The sequence below is a fragment of the Paenibacillus sp. J22R160 genome, assembly GCF_059692135.1.
The window spans coordinates 248503-267440 of the sequence record NZ_JCAUAU010000005.1 but is presented as its reverse complement, the minus strand read 5'-3'; the positions used below and the strand labels follow the sequence as shown (position 1 = coordinate 267440).

17 protein-coding genes and 1 pseudogene are annotated in these 18938 nt (G+C 43.4%); 17 read left to right on the top strand and 1 reads right to left on the bottom strand.

The window, feature by feature from the left end; all coding sequences use genetic code 11:
- The first annotated feature begins 2 nt into the window (after positions 1 to 2).
- From AC58UW_RS14920 to AC58UW_RS14870, 11 genes and pseudogenes are all read left to right on the top strand, one after another.
- Complete coding sequence (locus AC58UW_RS14920; protein WP_497421425.1) at positions 3 to 875, top strand: carbohydrate ABC transporter permease; 873 nt, start codon at positions 3 to 5, stop codon at positions 873 to 875.
- Positions 876 to 910: 35 nt separating this feature from the next.
- Complete coding sequence (locus AC58UW_RS14915) at positions 911 to 2254, top strand: sulfatase family protein (RefSeq protein ID WP_497421424.1); 1344 nt, start codon at positions 911 to 913, stop codon at positions 2252 to 2254.
- 88 nt (positions 2255 to 2342) lie between these two features.
- A pseudogene (locus AC58UW_RS14910) lies at positions 2343 to 2441 on the top strand (zinc-binding dehydrogenase); the annotation flags it as partial.
- A gap of 732 nt (positions 2442 to 3173) precedes the next feature.
- Positions 3174 to 4109, top strand: a complete 936-nt coding sequence (rbsK, locus tag AC58UW_RS14905) for a ribokinase (RefSeq protein ID WP_497421423.1) — start codon at positions 3174 to 3176, stop codon at positions 4107 to 4109.
- A 27-nt stretch (positions 4110 to 4136) separates the two neighbouring features.
- Positions 4137 to 5207, top strand: coding sequence for a BMP family lipoprotein (locus AC58UW_RS14900; protein WP_497421422.1), 1071 nt, complete (start codon positions 4137 to 4139; stop codon positions 5205 to 5207).
- Between the two features lie 66 nt (positions 5208 to 5273).
- Positions 5274 to 6821: an ABC transporter ATP-binding protein gene (locus tag AC58UW_RS14895; RefSeq protein WP_497421421.1), complete on the top strand. Its 1548-nt coding sequence runs from the start codon at positions 5274 to 5276 to the stop codon at positions 6819 to 6821.
- A complete protein-coding gene (locus tag AC58UW_RS14890) occupies positions 6818 to 7876 on the top strand; it encodes an ABC transporter permease (RefSeq protein ID WP_497421420.1) in 1059 nt (352 codons plus the stop codon). Before AC58UW_RS14895 ends, AC58UW_RS14890 begins: the two co-directional genes overlap by 4 nt.
- Positions 7877 to 8809 (top strand): ABC transporter permease, encoded by a 933-nt coding sequence (locus AC58UW_RS14885; protein WP_497421419.1) that lies wholly within the window; start codon positions 7877 to 7879, stop codon positions 8807 to 8809. It begins immediately after the preceding gene.
- A 44-nt stretch (positions 8810 to 8853) separates the two neighbouring features.
- Entirely contained in the window at positions 8854 to 9789 is a 936-nt protein-coding gene (locus AC58UW_RS14880; protein WP_497421418.1) for a nucleoside hydrolase, read from the top strand.
- Positions 9790 to 9823: 34 nt separating this feature from the next.
- The gene (locus AC58UW_RS14875) at positions 9824 to 10753 is read left to right on the top strand and encodes a nucleoside hydrolase (RefSeq protein WP_497421417.1); all 930 of its coding nucleotides are present in this window, start codon (positions 9824 to 9826) and stop codon (positions 10751 to 10753) included.
- Positions 10754 to 10930: 177 nt separating this feature from the next.
- Complete coding sequence (locus AC58UW_RS14870; RefSeq protein WP_497421416.1) at positions 10931 to 11929, top strand: LacI family DNA-binding transcriptional regulator; 999 nt, start codon at positions 10931 to 10933, stop codon at positions 11927 to 11929.
- A 157-nt stretch (positions 11930 to 12086) separates the two neighbouring features.
- Here the strand turns inward: AC58UW_RS14870 and AC58UW_RS14865 are convergent, their stop codons facing one another.
- Complete coding sequence (locus tag AC58UW_RS14865) at positions 12087 to 12944, bottom strand: LysR family transcriptional regulator (RefSeq protein WP_497421415.1); 858 nt, start codon at positions 12942 to 12944, stop codon at positions 12087 to 12089.
- 194 nt (positions 12945 to 13138) lie between these two features.
- Between AC58UW_RS14865 and AC58UW_RS14860 the strand changes: the two genes are divergently transcribed.
- The 6 genes from AC58UW_RS14860 to AC58UW_RS14835 all read left to right on the top strand — a co-directional run bounded on the left by AC58UW_RS14860 (position 13139) and on the right by AC58UW_RS14835 (position 18876).
- Complete coding sequence (locus AC58UW_RS14860) at positions 13139 to 14191, top strand: XdhC family protein (RefSeq protein WP_497421414.1); 1053 nt, start codon at positions 13139 to 13141, stop codon at positions 14189 to 14191.
- Between the two features lie 132 nt (positions 14192 to 14323).
- Entirely contained in the window at positions 14324 to 14770 is a 447-nt protein-coding gene (locus AC58UW_RS14855) for an SRPBCC family protein (RefSeq protein WP_497421413.1), read from the top strand.
- 58 nt (positions 14771 to 14828) lie between these two features.
- The gene (locus tag AC58UW_RS14850; RefSeq protein WP_497421412.1) at positions 14829 to 15701 is read left to right on the top strand and encodes an FAD binding domain-containing protein; all 873 of its coding nucleotides are present in this window, start codon (positions 14829 to 14831) and stop codon (positions 15699 to 15701) included.
- A 31-nt stretch (positions 15702 to 15732) separates the two neighbouring features.
- Positions 15733 to 16275, top strand: coding sequence for a (2Fe-2S)-binding protein (locus AC58UW_RS14845; protein WP_497421411.1), 543 nt, complete (start codon positions 15733 to 15735; stop codon positions 16273 to 16275).
- Positions 16276 to 16279: 4 nt separating this feature from the next.
- The gene (locus AC58UW_RS14840; RefSeq protein WP_497421410.1) at positions 16280 to 18583 is read left to right on the top strand and encodes a xanthine dehydrogenase family protein molybdopterin-binding subunit; all 2304 of its coding nucleotides are present in this window, start codon (positions 16280 to 16282) and stop codon (positions 18581 to 18583) included.
- 2 nt (positions 18584 to 18585) lie between these two features.
- Positions 18586 to 18876, top strand: a complete 291-nt coding sequence (locus AC58UW_RS14835; protein ID WP_497421409.1) for a hypothetical protein — start codon at positions 18586 to 18588, stop codon at positions 18874 to 18876.
- Positions 18877 to 18938 lie beyond the last annotated feature (62 nt).

Sequence of the window (18938 nt, the reverse complement as noted above, 5' to 3'; positions counted from 1 at the left end):
ACATGAGACCACAAGCATTGCAAGCACCCAGTGAACGGGTAGTCGGTTTCGTCAATATTGTCATCTTGTTAGCGGTGGCTTTCATTATGTTGTTTCCGCTATGGCATGTTTTATCCATTTCTCTTAGTTCTCAAGCAGAGGTGCTGCGAGGTGGACTATTCTGGTTCCCGCGCGAGCTTAGCTTGCGCGCGTATGTAAAGCTTTTCAGCTCCGATTTTATTTGGACAGCGTACAAGAACAGCATCTTCGTTACAGTCACTGGTACCATTTTCAGCGTATTCGTTACCGCGACGACCGCGTATCCTTTGACACAGGATAAAATGCCGGGGAAGACAACGGTTTCATTGCTTATTTTGTTTACAATGCTGTTTAACGGAGGGATCATTCCCCTTTATTTTGTAGTGAAAGCAACGGGATTGCTCAACTCGCTGTGGGCCATCACGATTCCGAGCCTGCTGTCCGCATTTAATGTCTTTCTGATGCTAAGCTTCTTTCGGTCGCTTCCAAATGAGCTAGAGGAGTCGGCTAAGATCGATGGCGCCAATCCGCTGCGGTTTTTCTTCACCATCGTGTTGCCGCTGTCCAAGCCAATTCTGGCCACAATCGCCCTATTTGAAGGTATGGGGTACTGGAACAACTTTTTTCATCCTCTTATCTTTTTAAGCAGCAAAAGTCTTTATGTGCTCCCCTTGCTGCTCAAAGATATAATTGCGGGTCAGGCTTATGCGGAGATTTCGGGCGAGTTCTATGATACCGCCACGGAATCGGTAATCTCCGCCACGATCATAGCGACACTAGTTCCCATACTGGCAACGTATCCATATCTGCAGAAGTTTTTCGTCAAAGGCGTTATGTTAGGATCGATCAAATCCTAGTTTAAGGCCAGCTTGAAGGAAAGGAGTAGCAACTTATGAATAAATCGACAAAACAACCGAATGTGATCGTCTTCTTCACTGACCAACAGCGATGGGATACTACCGGGATACACGGTAATCCCTTAGGGCTTACGCCAAATTTCGATCGTATGGCGATGAACGGCACCCATCTGGAAAATACCTTTACTTGTCAGCCAGTCTGCGGCCCGGCACGTTCTTCCCTGCAGACCGGCAAATACGCAACCCGTTCGGGGTGCTACCGGAATGGAATTCCGCTTCCACAGACGGAGCGTACACTGGCCCATTATTTTCGCGATGCTGGCTACACTACCGGGTATATCGGTAAATGGCATCTTGCAAGCTCCGACCCTGTTCCGGTTAATCAAAGAGGTGGATACGAGCATTGGCTAGCCACAAACCTTTTGGAATTCCGCTCCGATGCGTATGATACGATTTTGTTTAACGAGGAAGGTGAAGAGGTCAAGCTCCCGGGTTATCGGGTAGACGCTATGACGGACGCCGCAATCCGTTTCATTGACCGCCAGCAGCAAGCCCCGTTCTTCTTGTTTGTCTCCTATCTGGAGCCGCACCATCAAAATCACCGCGATGACTATCCCGCACCTGAAGGCTATGAAGAGCGGTATGTCGGCCGTTGGGTCCCCCCGGACTTGGCTGCGTTAGGCGGGACGTCCAGCCAGCATCTCGGTGGCTATTATGGAATGGTAAAAAAGCTGGATGAAGCGCTTGGCCGCTTGATGGACGCGCTAAAAAGTCTTCAGCTGCTGGACGACACGATAATCTTGTTCACATCGGACCATGGTTGTCATTTCAAGACGAGGAACGGCGAATATAAGCGCTCCTGTCACGAAAGCTCCATCCGCATTCCGGCGGCTTTGATCGGCAACTGTTTCAATGGCGGCGGCCGAATCAAGCAGCTTGTCAGTCTGTTGGACCTTCCCCCGACATTGCTCGACGCTGTCGGGATTGCTGTGCCCGAGTCCATGCAAGGGAAGTCCGTCGTTCCGTTGGTTCAGCGACACCGAGTGGAATGGCCAGCCGAGGTATATATCCAGATTAGCGAATCTCAAGTTGGCAGGGCAATTCGCACAGATCGATGGAAATATAGCGTAAGCGCATTGGGGCTGAGCGGCAAGGACAATTCACATGCGGAGCAATATACGGAGGAATTCCTGTATGATTTGCTGGCTGACCCTTATGAGCTGAACAATCTAGTCGCAATGGATGCTTATGAAGAGGTCAAAGCCGATTTAAGAGCTCGACTGATAATACGCATCGTACAAGCAGGAGAATCGATACCGGAAATCATCTCTCCGCCTTCGGTGAAGTCCGGGCAGCGAAAAGTCAGTATACGCGAATAGGTTTGAGGTAGCGATATTAAATTCATTAGTGAACACGGAAAAGGGAGCAGATGCTACGACGGCATCTGTTCTTTTTTTATTGAAGTAAATCGATAGACGCTATACGCTGGAACAAGTTTCCGAGGCTCATAGGTATGTGGAGAAAGGACCTAAGAAGGGAAATGTAGTGATAAACATTGGAACATAATAAGAAACTAAACATTCCTGTATAGCCTAAGAAATGGGCTTTGTCAAAAAAGGAGCGCCTCGGTATGATGGGTTTGTCGACGGGGAGATACCCAACACCATCAAGGAGGCGCTCTTATTATGAAGTTTAAGCAATCAGACGGACAATACATGACATTTAGGATATTTATCAAAATATAAGTATTTAGTATTTAACATTATATAGAATACATTTTATAATTTAATTAACAAACCATTAACAAATATATGGAAGAAAAACTCACATGCACGCACATGCATATTGAGATCAAATCGTTTGTTGATTTCATATAAGAAATAATGTCTTGTGCATGTGGTTGAAACAAATCTCCTGCACGTGTAAGTGTAACATTCCGTTTTCCGGTTTTTCCTCTTGTAAATAGCTCTTGTTCAAGCCATTCTTCCAATAGATTAATTGCGAATTGTTACAGTTGGTTGAGGAACAAAAGCACTTTTGCTGCCCCGTAAAATTCTTATATCAACAAACAATAACAAATGTTTCTAGATGGATAAAATTCATATTCATATTCAACCCCTTTTATGCAATAATTAATAATTAAGAAGGGGAAAGTTTATTCTTTTTAGAAACCGGTTTCTGGCTTGAATTATCCATCTAAATGAGCTAATGAAGGGTGGTGAGGTCGAGAAGGAAAAACCCCGCATAGGAACATACGAGTAGATTGAAGAGAATCTTGCAGTAGGAGGATCAATGAGTATGAGCTCCAATATCGTGGTAGTGGGAAGTTTAAACATGGACATGGTTGTAGATGTTGACAGAAGACCGGAAAAGGGAGAAACAATACTTGGAAGTCAGTTCTTCATGAATGCGGGAGGGAAAGGAGCAAATCAAGCTTTTGCTGCTAGTAAGCTAGGAGCTTCTGTATCTATGATAGGTAAGCTAGGAACGGATATATTTGCCGAACAATTACTAATTAATCTGGAAAAAGTAGGAGTTGATATAAGCCATATTGAAAAGGTTCAACAGCAAGCAACTGGTATTGCATTAATATCGGTTGATCAAGAAGGCGAAAACAGCATTATTGTTGCGCCAGGAGCGAATCTTTTGCTTACGCCGACTGATGTTAGAAAACATGAAACTTGCATTAAACAAGCAAAGCTGTTGATGGTTCAATTGGAAGTTCCTTTGGAAACTGTTATTGAAGCGGTTACAATAGCCAAGCGATATGATGTTCCGGTATTGCTAGATCCTGCACCAGCAAAAGAATTGCCTGAGGAATTGTTAAAAGTGGTGGACTATATTGTTCCTAACGAAAATGAAATCGCACAATTAACGGGAGTAAAGGTGTCGGATGCGCTCACGGCTAGCTTAGCTGCGGTGGAATTGCTTAATAAAGGTGTGACCACAGTCTTCGCCAAGTTGGGTAAAAAGGGAGTCGTTGTCATTAACGCAGAGCAAAACATGTTTGTCGAACCTTATCAGGTTCATGCGATCGATTCAACATCAGCCGGTGATGCATTCGCAGGTGCGATAGGAGCAGCGTTAGTAAGTGATAAGGATATTTTGACGGCAGCACAATTTGCTTCTGCAGTCGGAGCTATTACCGTAACGAGAAAGGGAGCTCAATCATCCATGCCGGATATGGAAGAAACTAAACTATTTATGAAACGTTCTGTTCATAATCAACCATAATAACGTTATCCAAAGGGGGATATACAAATGAAAATCAACCAATTTTGGACAGTGGGTGTATTCATTCTTTCTTGTATTTTGATTCTGGCAGGCTGCGGGAACACGAATGATGCAGTAAAGGAAAGTAATTCTCCAACTGCTGCTTCTCCATCGGCAGGAAAAAAAATAAATGCCGTCTATTTTGTAAGCGGAACCTTAGGCGATAAAGGATTCTTCGATACGGCGCAAAAAGGAGTTGACAAAGTAAAGAAAGAGCTTGGCATTGATGTGAAAACGGTAGAGGGGGGGATGAACCAGGCGGATTGGAAAGCCAGTCTTGAATCTCTTGTATCCAGTAAGAAATATGATATTGTTCTCATTGGCACGAGTCAAATGACAGATACAGTCAAAGATATAGCAACCAGATACCCGGAAGAAAAGTTTATTTTCTTCGATGCGAAGCTTAAAGATATTCCTAATGTTTACACAATGAGTTATTCACAAAATGAAGGTTCCTTTTTGGCCGGTGCATTTGCGGCACTAATCACGGAAAGCACGGAACTAAAAGCGGCTAATCCAGATAAAGTCATTGGGTTTGTTGGCGGTATGGATATTCCTATTATAAATGATTTTAAAAGCGGTTATGAGCAAGGGGCTCATTATGTTGATCCGTCTGTGCAAATTGTGGCTTCTTATATCGGAGATTTTGCCAATGCGCCTAAAGCAAAAGAGCTTGCCCTCGCGCAATTCAATGGACAGAAAGCAGACATCGTCTTTCAGGTGGCGGGCGGTGCAGGTCTCGGCGTGCTCGAAGGAAGCCAAAGCGCGGGCAAATATTCCATCGGCGTCGATAGCAATCAGAATGCGCTGTATCCCGGAAACGTACAAACCTCGATGATGAAGAATATCGACATCTCTGTATACCGCGCTTTTGACTTATTGAAGCAAGGTAAATTGGAGTTCGGCAAGATTGAAGTTTTAGGGTTTAAAGATGGCGGGGTCGGACTCGCCAAAGATGACCTGTATACGAAAAATGTGCCGAAGTCGATTCAAGATAAAATGATCGAAATTGAGAAGAAACTGACAAGTGGAGAAATCAAAGTGAAATCTTCACTGTAGTTCGAACTCTTGTCGCAGCGGGGGGGGATTCCAACCCTCCCATATCTTGAGCAGATGGAGGTTATCATGTCAATCTTATTACAAATGAAGAACATTCACAAAATATATCCGAATGGGACTGCAGCTAACCGGGGGGTTGACCTTAGCGTAAACGAAGGTGAAATACACGCGTTGGTAGGTGAAAACGGAGCAGGCAAATCGACATTAATGAAATTGATATTCGGTTTGGAGTCGCCGACCAGCGGCACGATTGAATACAAGGGTCAGGCTGTTTGCTTTCAAGGGCCCAGAGATGCTATCAAGCACGGAATGGGGATGGTCCATCAGCACTTTATGCTGGCCCCTTCACTTACCGTGTCCGAGAATATCGTGCTTGGCGAGGAACCGAGAAAGGGCATTTTTTCGCTATTTAGAGACCGTTCAAAAGAAAATCTGGAAGTTCAAACGCTAATGGAGACCTATGGACTTAAGGTTGATCCGGATACTAAGGTTGAGACGATACCTGTAGGTCAAAAGCAGAGAGTGGAGATTTTAAAAGTGCTCTACAGAGGAGCCAAGCTGATCATTTTGGACGAGCCTACGGCCGTTCTCACTCCGCAGGAAACAGACGAGTTGTTTGTATCCATTAAAGCTTTAGTGAAACAAGGGCACACGATCATTTTTATTACGCATAAACTGCGAGAGGTTATGGAAATTTCCAATCGGGTAACCGTGCTAAGAGCGGGGAAAACCATTGCCACGCTGCAAACAAAGGATACGAATCAAGAGGAAATATCAAGACTAATGGTCGGGAGAGATGTCTTGTTTCGCGTGCAGAAGGAGCCTTCCGAGCCGAAAGAAGTCGTATTATCTGTTCAAAAGCTAGGTGTTTTTGATGATAAAGGAGCGCCCGCCCTGCGGCATATTTCTTTTAACATTCGAGCGGGCGAAGTGCTGGGAATAGCCGGTGTGGAAGGCAACGGGCAAACCGAGCTTGTTGAAACAATCACAGGATTGCGTAAAGCAACCTCAGGCGAAATTCGTTACTTGGATGAAAGCCTGATCGGTAAAAGTGTTAAAGGCATTCGAAATATGAAAATCGGGCATATCCCTGAAGATCGTCAAACAGCTGGGGCTTGTCTGACAACCAGTATTGCTGAAAATTTAATTCTAGACCATTATCGGAATCCAGCGTTCAAATGGGGACCATTCTTGAATAAAAAGAAAATAAAGGAATTTTCCAAGGTCATGATGCAAGCTTATGATGTGCGTGCGCTGAGCGAGGAGACGTTGGCTGGTTCTCTTTCCGGAGGCAATCTGCAGAAGGTGGTCATTGCTCGCGAGTTGTCCAAACATCCCAAACTGCTGATTGCTTCACAGCCAACCCGTGGTGTTGACATTGGAGCAATTGAGTTTATACATCGTGAAGTGATTAAAAGACGCGATGAAGGAACTGCAGTGTTGCTTGTATCGGCTGAATTGTCAGAAGTGATGGCATTGAGCGATCGTATTGCCGTTATGTATAATGGCGAGATTGTGGCTTTACTGGACAATTCCAATGAATTGACGGAGCAAGAGATCGGGTATTACATGTTGGGAATTAAGAAGCAAATGCGAGAGGAAGCGGAGTCATGAAAACCTCAAAGGCTTTTTACTTGGAATTAACGGGAATTGCGTTCGCTGTCTTATTGGCGCTGGCTTGCGGCTTTGTGGTGATCTTGCTGACCAGCCAGGAACCAATAATCGCCACTAAAGCCTTGGTGCTTGAACCTGTTTCGAATTTATTCAATATTGGAACCATAATAAATAAAGCCGTTCCACTGATATTTACAGGTCTGGCGATTTCCGTTGCATTTCAATCCGGCGTTTTTAGCATGGGAGGGGAAGGACAGCTGTATTTTGGCGCATTTGTGGGAGCGTTAGTCGCGATATATCTTCCGGGACTTTCTCCTTGGATTCATCTTCCGTTAATTCTGCTAGCAGCAATGGTCGTCGGAGCTTTATACGGCGCTATTCCCGGTTTGTTGAAAGTGTATTTGAACGCAGATGAAATTGTGACGACGTTGATGTTGAATTTCGTTGCTATTTTTACGTGCTCCTATTTTGTCAACAATGTATTCAAAGATCCTGCCAGCAGCGGATACGCCCATATGTTGAATATTAATACCAATTTGCTTTTGGGAAAAATCCTTCCTGGATTTTCGGCGCATGCGGGAATCTTAATTGCCTTATTGGCTGTTATTATCATGTATCTGCTGTTGTATCATACTTCGCTTGGGTATGAGCTTCGTGTAGTCGGGAGAAATGGTTTATTTGCTAAATATGGAGGCATTGCTGCCCCGAAAGTGGTTGTCTTCAGCATTATGATTAGCGGTGGGCTTGCGGGCTTAGCAGGAATTGTAGAGGTGCTTGGTATCCATGGCACCTATAAGGACAACTTTTCAAGCGGACTCGGATTTGATGGCATTATTATTGCGCTGCTTGCTCGGAATCATCCCGTCGGAATTCTCATTGCGGGTCTGTTTTATGCGTACATTCAAGTGGGTGCCCAAACGATTCAAATGGAAAGCGATATGCCTCGTGAAGTAGCGGTCATTATTCAGGTCATGCTCGTACTGTTGGTCTCATCCCAAGCGATTTTTACGTATATTAAGCAAAAACAACTATTCGTACAAAAGGCGGTGAAATAAATGTGGCAAGCAATCCTGAGCCAAATAATGGATATGACGCTCATTGTAGTGCTTCTGCGATTTATGACACCGATCCTGCTATCCGCTATAGGCGGTCTCATTTCGGAGGTTGCGGGAGTCTTGAATATCGGCTTGGAAGGGTTAATGCTGATTTCGGCCTATACATCTATAGCGGTTTCTTCGGCGACGAATAACTGGGCACTTGGTATATTGGCCGGGGTTGTATCCTCCGTCATTATGTGTTACGGAATGGGCTTTTTTTACATCAAATTGAAGGTGGATATTATTATTACAGGCTTTGCCGTCAACATTTTCGGTTCCGGATTCACCATTTTTCTCATGAGTAAAATGTATGGTGTGACAGGAAATTATAGTCCTACGAACCTGAAAAATATTCCCGATGTCCACATTCCTCTCCTACAAGAGCTTCCAGTTATAGGAAGGCTATTTAGCGATTTAAACCTGATGGTATGGATTGCCCTGCTTGCTGTTGTTTTTTGCTTTATCTTAATGTACCACACTCCTTATGGTGTTCATCTTCGCTCTGTTGGTGAAGCGCCAGGAGCAGCCAAATCGCTGGGCATTCCTGTTAAACGCATTCAATACTCGTCACTTGCCTACAGCGGCATTTTTGCAGGCTTGGCAGGCGCGTATTTATCGACGGGAATGACAAGCATGTTTGTGAAGGATATGACAGCTGGCACTGGTTATTTAGCATTGGCCGTAGTTCTGTTGGGGAATCGGAATCCGATCGGCATTTTGATCGGCGCTCTGATTTTTGGTCTTGCCAACGCGATAACGACAATCGTTCAAACGCTGCCCAACAGCACGATCCCAAGCCAGTTCATTCAGATGATCCCCTACGTTGTCACGATTGCGGCGCTTGTGTTTTTCGCTTTGCGAAAAAAAAGAAGACTGAATAGGGTTGCATAGTCATGGCAGGGATGTTGGAAAATTAGACAAAGAAGGTGGAACCAATGACAGTTACCAAAATGATTTTGGATGTGGAAATGGGGATTGATGCCGCAATAGCTGTACTATACGCCTTGAAATCGGATCATATTCAACTTGAGGGTATTACAACCGTCTTTGGGAATGTTACCGTCGATCAAGCGACGACTACTGCATTGCAGATTGTTGAGTTGGCTGCGCCTTACGAAATTCCAGTGGTCATGGGTGCGGACCGCCCATTATTCCGGAAATGGGAGACTCCCATTCATGGGCAGGACGGTATTGCCGGTTATTTATTTCCTTCTCCGAAGAAGAAGCCTTTGGAAGAAAAGGCGGCGGATTTTATCGTGCGGAAGGTCAATGAAGATGAACATGAAATTACGCTTGTTTGTATAGGCACACTAACCAATTTGGCGATGGCCTTGGCCAAAGACCCGACCCTTGCAGGGAAAATAAAACGGCTGGTATTGATGGGTGGAGCGCTACGTGTACCAGGAAATGTAACTCCTGTGTCTGAAGCAAATATCTGGGGAGATCCGCAAGCTGCTCATCGTGTATTTGAATCGGGCATACCGTTAACGATGGTTGGTCTAGATGTCATGATGAAAGAAATTTTGGAAGAAAAAGATGTGATAAAACTGAAGCGGCAAGTAATAGCAGGTAAAGTGCAAGGGGCTGAATTCATCGAACACATCTTGGATGTTTATTGTCAGGCATATGCCAATTCAGATGATAACTACGGCATACCGCTTTACGATCCGCTGGCGGTAGCGGCAGCGGTTGATCCTAGTTTGGTAAAGACCGAAGAACATTTGATCCGAATTGAAACGAAAGGGAAGCTGTCCGTCGGAGCAACCATTGCTGATTTAAGAAGACCCCCAACTGTCACCAATGCTTCCGTGTGCGTAGATCTCGATTCGAATCGTTTTATCAATCATTTATGTGAAGTATTGAGCAAGTAGTCAAGAAGAATGATCTAAGAGGGGGAATCAAAGAATGAAACCAGTTATATTGGATGTGGATACGGGGATTGACGATACGATGGCGATTACCTATGCGCTTCATTCGCCTGAGCTTGAAGTATTGGGAGTGACTACGTGTTTCGGAAACATCTCTGTTGAGGAGGCGACACGCAATACGCTTACTGTGCTCGAGTATGCAGGAAGTGATATCCCGGTGATCCCTGGTGCGGACAAACCGCTTTTTCGTAACCATTTGAAGGTTTTCTCGACCCATTATCATGGGGATAACGGATTGGGCAACTCAATCAATGCGGCCCCCAAGAGAAAAGCCAGTCAGGATCATGCTGCGAACTTTATGGTAGAGCAGATAAAAAGATTGCCAAATCAAGTGACATTAATCACAACAGGAACGCTTACGAACCTCGCGCTTGCAATAATGAGTGCTCCTGAAATTATTGAGCTTGTGGATCGGGTAGTTATTATGGGAGGTGCTGTTACAGTCCCAGGGAATCATACCCCGACTGCGGAAGCAAATATTTATGGGGATCCGGAAGCGGCTGAATTTGTTTTTCGTTCTGGGATTCCGATTACTTTAGTTGGCTTGGATGTCACGATGAAAACGTTGCTTCCACATAGTCAGTTGCAAAAATGGCGGGATAAAGGTACGAAGCTGTCCAACTTTTTAGCAAATATTACTGAATTCTATATGTCGGCTTATGAACGCAATCGTGCAGGCTTTGGTGGCTGCGCACTCCACGATCCTCTCGCGGTAGGTGTTGCCATTGACCCGAGTTTTGTCAAACAGGTTCCCATGCATGTACAGGTAGACATAGAAGGCATATATTCTACAGGTAGAACAGTGGGAGATCTTCGGTCTGCTCCAGAATCTGCGCCCAATATGCATGTAAGCCTGGAAGTGGATGCAGAACGATTTTTACAACATTTCTTAAGTCGTATTGTTTAGTTACTTTAGCTTAGATTTGACGTAAATCATGAAACGAATGGACAAGCGGGGACTGGCTAGGTGAACCCTTATATGAAGGTTTCAATCATGTCCATTATTTATATACGCACACTTGAAACTTAAAAGAAGTTATGTTAATTTTTAGGATAGAAACCGGTTTCCATTGGGGGGATAAGAGTGAAGCCGAATATTAACATTGTTGCTAAATTGGCTAACGTCTCTAAGGCTACTGTATCACGCGTTCTCAACAATAATCCGCAGGTAAAGAAAGAATATAAAGAGCGCGTATTAAGAGTGATTGAAGAGTTGGGTTATCGCCCAAGCGTAGTTGCAAGAAATTTAGCTAATAGTCGAACCAACATGATCGGATTGATTTTGCCTGATATAACCAATCCTTTTTTTCCTGTACTTGCACGTGGTGTTGAAGATGCTGCTCATCATCTAGCGTACACATTGTTTATAAGTAATACGGATAACGAACCAAGTATGGAGTATGACTATATTCACAAAATGGCGGAGCAGCAAGTTGCCGGCATTGTTCTTACTTCGTCAATACTTAATGAAGATCAGATCAACGAATTGACCAACTTACAAACTCCTATAGTATTATGTAATCGGATAATCTCTAATGCTCCTTTTGACGCAGTTGCTATTGATAATTACAAAGCCGCATATGAAGTTGTTGAATACCTAATATCCGTAGGTCATCAGCGAATAGGTCATTTGACTGTTTCGAGCATGTTTCAATCAGCGGAGAAACGAAAACAGGGGTACCTTGACGCCATGAGACATGCAGGGCTTGAACCTTTTGTCAGCATTGGTACGCTTGATTATGAATCGGGTAGTCAACAGATGGGGACAGTTATTGACGAGTATAAGCCTTCTGCGGTATTTGCCTACAATGATTTAATTGCGTTGGGGGCTATAAATGCTATTGAGAAAAGAGGCTTGGACGTACCGGAAGATGTTGCCGTAATAGGCTGTGACGATGTCTTTTTTTCGCAAATAAGTAAGCCATCGCTTAGTACCATATCCATTCCTGCTTATCAGATCGGAGCTACCGCAGTCAGTTTGCTCGATGAGCGAATAAAGGGAGTAAGAATTGATTCAAAGCACCTGGTATTAGAGCATAAGATTATTAAAAGAGAATCTTCCAGTAGGAAGAATGATTTGTAAAAATGTAATCTTCAGAATTTTCTGTTCTTTTTTGCGATAATGACATCCTCTAAGTTTGAATCAACTTTTGGCCCGATTCTTCAAATAATAGAGACAAAATCCAAATTGTTCATACGATAAGAACTTGGTTTTGTCTCTATTATTTTTGATATTCGTTCTACCTTGCAGATACAGATAAGATAATATCCTTATAAAATATTTCGTTCTTTCTGGATACCAGAAAATATTGAATTTTTTTATTTAATATTTCGTTATGAATAGGGATATGGACTAATGTCCCCTTCTTGATTTCAACTTCAAAGTAGGAGGGAGGAAGAAAGGATATTCCGTTAGAGTTCGTAATGAGATAATTTACTAGTTCAATTTGATTGGTAACTACTCTTTTTTTATAGGTGATCTGGTTAATATCGGTAACATCTTTAAATACCGCCTTGTAGAAAATAACATATTCATCCTCTAAATCCATTCGATTATCCAGTTGTTTTCTTCTAGCCAGAGGATGATTGCTGGAAACAATCAATTCAACCCTTTCACTATAAACAGGATATGATTTTAATTCCTTGGTATTAATTGGCTCCATGATAAAAGCCATGTCAATCACTTCATCGATTAGTGCTTTTGTTATTAGGGAATGATCCATGATCAGAAAGTTAATATTCTTATGAACGTTATTCAATAAATTAATTTTTTCATAAATAAAAGGATGAGTTAATGCTACTGAACTGCCAATCGTCATTAATTTTTCAGTAACGTCTTGATTGATCTCCCTTTTGGCAATATTCATGGTTTCGATAACCAGCTCAGCATATGGATGAAATGTCTTTCCTGCACGCGTTAATTCCACGCACCGTTTTCCTTTATCCCCTCTGATAAAGAGCTCTTGACCCAGTTCATCTTCCAGGCAACTAATTCTGTTCGATATTGTAGGCTGGGGAAGATAAAGTTGTTTTGCTGCCTCAGTAAAATTTCCATTCCTGCACACACTCAAGAATGTTTCTAAATGCAGTAAATTCATAGCAATATTCCCCTTCCTTATAGGTCTGCATTTTATTTTATTAATAATGGACTCATTTTATTATAACACCTATTTATTAATAGTAAATTTATATTCACTATAAATGAATTGATTCTAAATGAATAAAAATTGTAACTCAAACTTGTTCGGAGGACGTGACTACAGTGAATGATTTTTATAGGCTACTAATGAAAATGAAGGAAGCAAAAGATCGAACATTTGCAATGGCAACAATCATTCGAGTCGATGGCTCTGCCTATAGGCGTGAAGGCGCCAGAATGTTAATAGGGGAAGACGGCAACTATTTCGGAACGATCAGTGCGGGGTGTTTGGAAGAAGATTTGATCTGTCAGGCTCAGGAAGTGATCGCGACACGTAAAGCTAAGTCTGTTATCTATGATTTAAAATCCGAGGATGATCTTTCTTGGGGGCAAGGAGCAGGTTGTGATGGAGCTATAGAGGTTTACATTGAACCTATGTCCTGGGAATTAAATAGGGTTAAACAATATACTCCATTATGGCCGTATATCTTCCAGTTATTAGAAAAAAATGTGAGTTTAGTTTCTGCAAAATGCGTCAAGGGAAAAATGAAACAAGAGACTTTGTTAGTCTATTCTAGTGATGGAGAAATTTTCGGTTATGGTGAAGATACAATGATTCAGCAAACGCTTATCCCTTATTTAAAACAATTTTTTGTAAGCGGCGAAAAAGTAAAGTTCATACAAATAGATGAACTTGAGAGTGATTTCTTACTTGAACAATACATCCCCAAAGACCAACTATACATTTTTGGGGCTGGTCCAGATGCAGAGCCGTTAGTTAAACTCGCATCACAATTGGACTTCTCTGTCACAGTTATTGATCCTAGAAGCAGTCGCTGTACAGAACAAAATTTCCCAACGGCTGATTTTAGAGTCATTGAGCATCCGGAGTCTTTCTTTGCTAAGAGACAGATTCCTTGTATGAGTTACGTGCTTGTTATGACTCATAATTTTAAATGGGATCAACAAATCTTAGCGTATCTTTTAAAATCTCCCACCTTATATCTTGGCGTATTAGGACCTAGAAGAAGAACGGAACGTTTAATTTCCAATAAGCATTTACCGGATTTTGTTCATTCGCCTATTGGATTAAATATTGGTGCAGAAGGACCTGATGAAATTAGTATCAGTGTCATAGCGGAATTGCTAAAAGTAAGGAATGATTCAAATCAGATCAAAGTTACTTTGGATCGTGCAGTTAGATGATGTGAGCTCTTCCTTCGGTTATTTATAAAGTTTATCACTTCATACGAATGACGTATTTCACAACTGTCGAGTGTATATTTTATAATTTTTTTAAGAAAAGACAAAATTTGATTAAAAAAGGTGGTTTTAAAAGTGAAGGTTCAAGGAGAAATCATTGTTGATGCTAGCCAAGAAGATGTTTGGAACGCTTTGAATGATCCTGAAGTTCTAAAGAAAGCAACGCCAGGCTGCAAAGTTATAACAGAAATCGAACAGGATTCCTATCATGCAGAGATTAGCCTTGGCATTGCAGCGGTTCGTGGCGATTATGAGGCGCAAATTAAGATTTTTGAGAAATCTGAACCGAGCCGATACCGTATCCTAATAAAAGCTGACAGTAAAATGGGATTTATTGAAGGGGACGCAATCGTTGAATTGGCGTACAGCTACCCCAAAACCACAATCCGTTATGATGGCGAGGCTAAGGTAGGAGGACTTGTAGCAAGTGTTGGCCAACGAATCTTATCGGGCATAGCGAAAATGATTGTTAAAGATTTTTTTAAAAAAGTTGCTAGTGAAACTAAAAACTTGATTAGGTAGCTCAGTAAAATCTAATGTAAGCATTTTCTTGGCAGTCTTGTGAGGAAAGAGGGATAGTGTGAAACCGGCAGAGTTTGAGTATCATTTTCCATCGACGCTAGAGGAAGCTTTCATGTTATTAGATCAGTTTGGTTATGATGCAAAAATCATCTCAGGAGGACAAAGTTTGATTCCCATGATGAATATGCGTCTAGCTCGTCCTAAAGTTTTAATTGATATTAATGGAATTGAAGAACTCAAATACATTCGCGTTACGGAAGAGGATATTCAAATTGGGGGACTTACCCGTCATTATCAGGTGGAGCATTCGAAAGAAATTCAGCAAATATGTCCCTTGATTACAGAAGGAATGAAATTGATTGGTCATTCTCAGATCCGATCTCGCGGGACGATTGGGGGCAGTGTGGCACACGCCGATCCAACAGCCGAACTACCTGTTATTCTGAGCACACTTGGAGCTACCGTTACACTTGCTTCATCCGAAGGGGTTCGAACGCTAACAACCGAGGAGCTCTTCTTGACCTATTTGACAACCACGATCGAAGCAAATGAAATTCTGGTATCGATTCAACTTCCACGTCCCCCTGTGAATACGGGATTTGCAATTGATGAATTTACGCTGCGCAAAGGAGATTTCGCCATTGTTCTGGCTGCAGCGTCCGTGACTTTGAATGAACAGGGGAGGGTGGAAACAGCGATTCTTGGGTTAGGGGGCGTAGATGGAGTCCCTGTGCTGTTGAATGAAGTTACCGCTGGGCTTATAGGGAATATTCCTGATAGTAAGCTTATCGAAGAGTGCTGTAATAAAATCGAACAATTGGTTGATCCAGAGCCTGATCTTCATGCATCTGCTGAATATCGTAAGGATTTATGCGTGACGTATGGCAGACGCGTATTGCAGCGTGCAGCTGAAAGGGCATTAAATCGATAACAGAACTTCAGTATTTTACGGAGGTGGGAGCATGACGCAAAATAACTTGAAAAACATCACAGTAACTGTGAATGGAATAGAGCGAAGCATAATGGTTGAGCCTCGAATGCTATTATCCGATGTCCTTCGTGATGAGATGAGATTGACTGGTACGCATGTCGGCTGCGAACACGGAATTTGCGGGGCATGTACGGTTATGATGGATGGTCGACCTGTTCGGTCTTGTCTCGTTTTTGGCGTTCAGGCGAATCAGGCGAATATTGTGACTGTAGAAGGATTAGCGGATCCTGACGGTACGCTTCATCCGCTGCAAGTGGCATTCTGGGAGAAGCACGGCTTGCAGTGCGGGTTCTGCACACCAGGGTTTCTTATTTCGGCTTGTCATTTTCTTGAGGAGAATCCTCATCCTAGCCGTGAAGAAATCCGAGAAGGAATTTCAGGGAATTTATGTCGATGTACAGGATATCAAAATATCGTCGACGCCGTGGAGATGGCAGCAGATTTGCTAAGTAAGAATAAAAAAAGTGCAACAGATTCAAGTACTGTACAGGTCGTCTACGCGGAAAGGAAGTAAATGTATGACCATTGGCACTAGCGTGAAGCGGATTGAAGATCCGAGGCTACTTATAGGAAAGGGTCAATATGTCGGTGACATCAAGCTGCCCAATCAATGTGAAGCTTTCATTGTGCGAAGTCCGCATGCACATGCGGATATTATTGGGATTGACGTTGAAGCAGCGATAAAATTCCCAGGTGTTCTCCTGGTGATGACAGGTCGTGATCTGCCTCAAGATCTGCCACCTATTCCGATGAGGCTGGCGCCTAATGATGCGTTGACCAAAGCTTTGCAATTCCCGCTAGCGAAAGATAAGGTTCGTTATGTAGGGGAACCTGTGGTGCTTATTCTCGCAACGTCAAGATATAAAGCTGAAGATGCTGCCGATCTCATCCACATCACCTACGAACCGTTGACACCGGTCACCGATGTGTATACCGCTATTGAACCGGATACTTGCTTGCTGCATCCTGAAATGGAAAGCAATGATGTTTTTGTTATCCATTCCACAAAGGGCTCTATCGAAGAGCAATTGAGAAAATGTTCTTATAGGCTGGAAGAAGAGCTATATATTCAGCGTCATTCCGGTATTCCTATGGAAACGCGGGGCCTGCTCGCATGGGTAGGAGAAGATAATCGGCTGACCGTTTATGGACCGACAAAGGTCGTTCACTTCAATCACCAGATTCTTGCCAGGCTTTTAAATAAAAATATTCAGGATATTCGTTTCATCGAAACGGATGTTGGCGGCGGTTTTGGGCCGAGAGGAGAATTTTATCCTGAGGATTACTTAATTCCCTACGCCGCACTGCTAGTGGGACGCCCCGTAAAGTGGATCGAAGATCGGCTTGAGCATATGAAGGCTACGAACCATTCCCGCGAACAAAAACACCGTGTCATGGTTGGGTTTGATGAAAGCGGACGGATCCATGCATTGCGAGATGAGATTTTTGTGGATACAGGCGCTTATATTCGCACACATGGTGTCACTGTTCCTGAATTGACCCAGGGGATGCTTCCGGGGCCATACGATTTCCAGGCAATCGAACTTATTACACACGTGGTTACAACGAATAAAACGCCTGTTGGAACTTATCGTGGTCCAGGAAGATTTGAAGGCACCTTTGTACGTGAACGAGTTATCGATATGGTTGCAAAGAAATTGGGCCTTGACCCGACTATGGTTAGAGAAAGAAATTTGATCGGTCCGGAACAAATGCCATATACGAATGGTATTATCGCGCTCGGTCAAGAGGTTAAATATGATAGCGGCGACTATCCGTCTATTTTGAATACGGCGCGCCGTGCGATGGATTGGAACTGTTTTGAGGCTCGCAAGCTTCAAGCAAGGGATGAAGGCAAGCTGATTGGGCTAGGATTTGCGATGTTCGTAGAGAAATCAGGGCTGGGACCGTGGGAGTTCGCTGAGGTTGAGTTGCTGGAGAGCGGAGAAGTCATTTGCAAAACAGGGCTAGCCGATGTTGGTCAAGGGGTAAAGACCGCGCTAGCTCAGATTTGCTCCCATCAGTTAGGAATTCCTTATTCCAAAGTGAAGGTCATACATGGAGATACGGACAAAGTGGAAAAGGGTCACGGCTCTTTTGCAACCCGTGGCACAGCTGTGGGAGGTTCTGCTGCTTGGTTTGCTTCTGGGGCTCTTAAAAACAAAATATTGCAGGTGGCAGCTGCGCAATTCAATCTTCCATTGGATGATCTTGACATCGTGCATGAAACCATTATCCAAATTTCAAATGGGCACAACCTTTGCCCGTTGCACAATATGGTGGTGGAATGTAGAAAACAAGGGATCGAGCTTCGTGAGCCCTACACCTTTAAGGCCGATCACATGACGTATCCTTATGGCATTCACGCTGCAGAAGTTGAGATTGATCAGGAAACAGGCAAAGTTAAGATTGCGAAATATTACATTGCTTACGATTTAGGCAAGGCGATTAATCCTTTATTGGTTCATGGTCAGCTTGTTGGCGGCATGGCGCAAGGACTGGGGGGAGCTATGTATGAGGAACTTCGATACGATGATAATGGACAGCTAATAACGGGTACATTTATGGATTATTTGCTGCCAAGTTCAATGGAAGTGCCGGAAATCGAGATTGAAATTTTGGAAAATTCCCCTTCGCCTTTGAACCCTCTTGGCGTCAAAGGCGCAGGTGAAGGAGGAACTGTAGCTGTTGCTCCGGCGATTGCGAACGCTGTTATGAATGCTCTGGATGCGTATCCTATTCATCTCACTTCTTTGCCTATACGTACTGAAGTGATTAGAGAAGCATTAATAAAAGGTCCAATAGCGATAGAGAAGGTGTAACCATGCATTATGTTGGGAAAGCCATTAAACGAAAAAATGATCCTCGTCTAAATCATGGCAATGGGTACATGATTGCAGACCTGGACATTTCGGGAACACTTACCGCAGCTTTCTCAAGAAGTCCGCATGATCATGCGCGCATACGGGATATCAATTTGGAGCAGGCGCGCAAGCTGCCTGGTGTTGTTGCCGTGGAAGCTATTCTAAGTGATGCATCTCAAGCTTACGAACATTTGGAGTCGAATGTTGCTGCGCATTTTCAACAGACGGCGCGAAAGCCATTTTCTATGTAGAGGATTCTCATTACATGGGCTGCGAGAATGGTACATGCGCCTGTACGCTGGATGGAGGATAG

Bases quoted from the DNA above. Each gene is read 5' to 3' on its own strand.
- AC58UW_RS14885 (WP_497421419.1), top strand. From the start codon at position 7,877: ATGTGGCAAGCAATCCTGAGCCAAATAATGGATATGACGCTCATTGTA.
- AC58UW_RS14840 (WP_497421410.1), top strand. From the start codon at position 16,280: ATGACCATTGGCACTAGCGTGAAGCGGATTGAAGATCCGAGGCTACTT.
- AC58UW_RS14895 (WP_497421421.1), top strand. From the start codon at position 5,274: ATGTCAATCTTATTACAAATGAAGAACATTCACAAAATATATCCGAAT.
- AC58UW_RS14875 (WP_497421417.1), top strand. From the start codon at position 9,824: ATGAAACCAGTTATATTGGATGTGGATACGGGGATTGACGATACGATG.
- rbsK (WP_497421423.1), top strand. From the start codon at position 3,174: ATGAGCTCCAATATCGTGGTAGTGGGAAGTTTAAACATGGACATGGTT.
- AC58UW_RS14900 (WP_497421422.1), top strand. From the start codon at position 4,137: ATGAAAATCAACCAATTTTGGACAGTGGGTGTATTCATTCTTTCTTGT.
- AC58UW_RS14880 (WP_497421418.1), top strand. From the start codon at position 8,854: ATGACAGTTACCAAAATGATTTTGGATGTGGAAATGGGGATTGATGCC.
- AC58UW_RS14890 (WP_497421420.1), top strand. From the start codon at position 6,818: ATGAAAACCTCAAAGGCTTTTTACTTGGAATTAACGGGAATTGCGTTC.
- AC58UW_RS14920 (WP_497421425.1), top strand. From the start codon at position 3: ATGAGACCACAAGCATTGCAAGCACCCAGTGAACGGGTAGTCGGTTTC.
- AC58UW_RS14860 (WP_497421414.1), top strand. From the start codon at position 13,139: ATGAAGGAAGCAAAAGATCGAACATTTGCAATGGCAACAATCATTCGA.
- AC58UW_RS14835 (WP_497421409.1), top strand. From the start codon at position 18,586: ATGCATTATGTTGGGAAAGCCATTAAACGAAAAAATGATCCTCGTCTA.
- AC58UW_RS14865 (WP_497421415.1), bottom strand. From the start codon at position 12,944: ATGAATTTACTGCATTTAGAAACATTCTTGAGTGTGTGCAGGAATGGA.
- AC58UW_RS14915 (WP_497421424.1), top strand. From the start codon at position 911: ATGAATAAATCGACAAAACAACCGAATGTGATCGTCTTCTTCACTGAC.
- AC58UW_RS14845 (WP_497421411.1), top strand. From the start codon at position 15,733: ATGACGCAAAATAACTTGAAAAACATCACAGTAACTGTGAATGGAATA.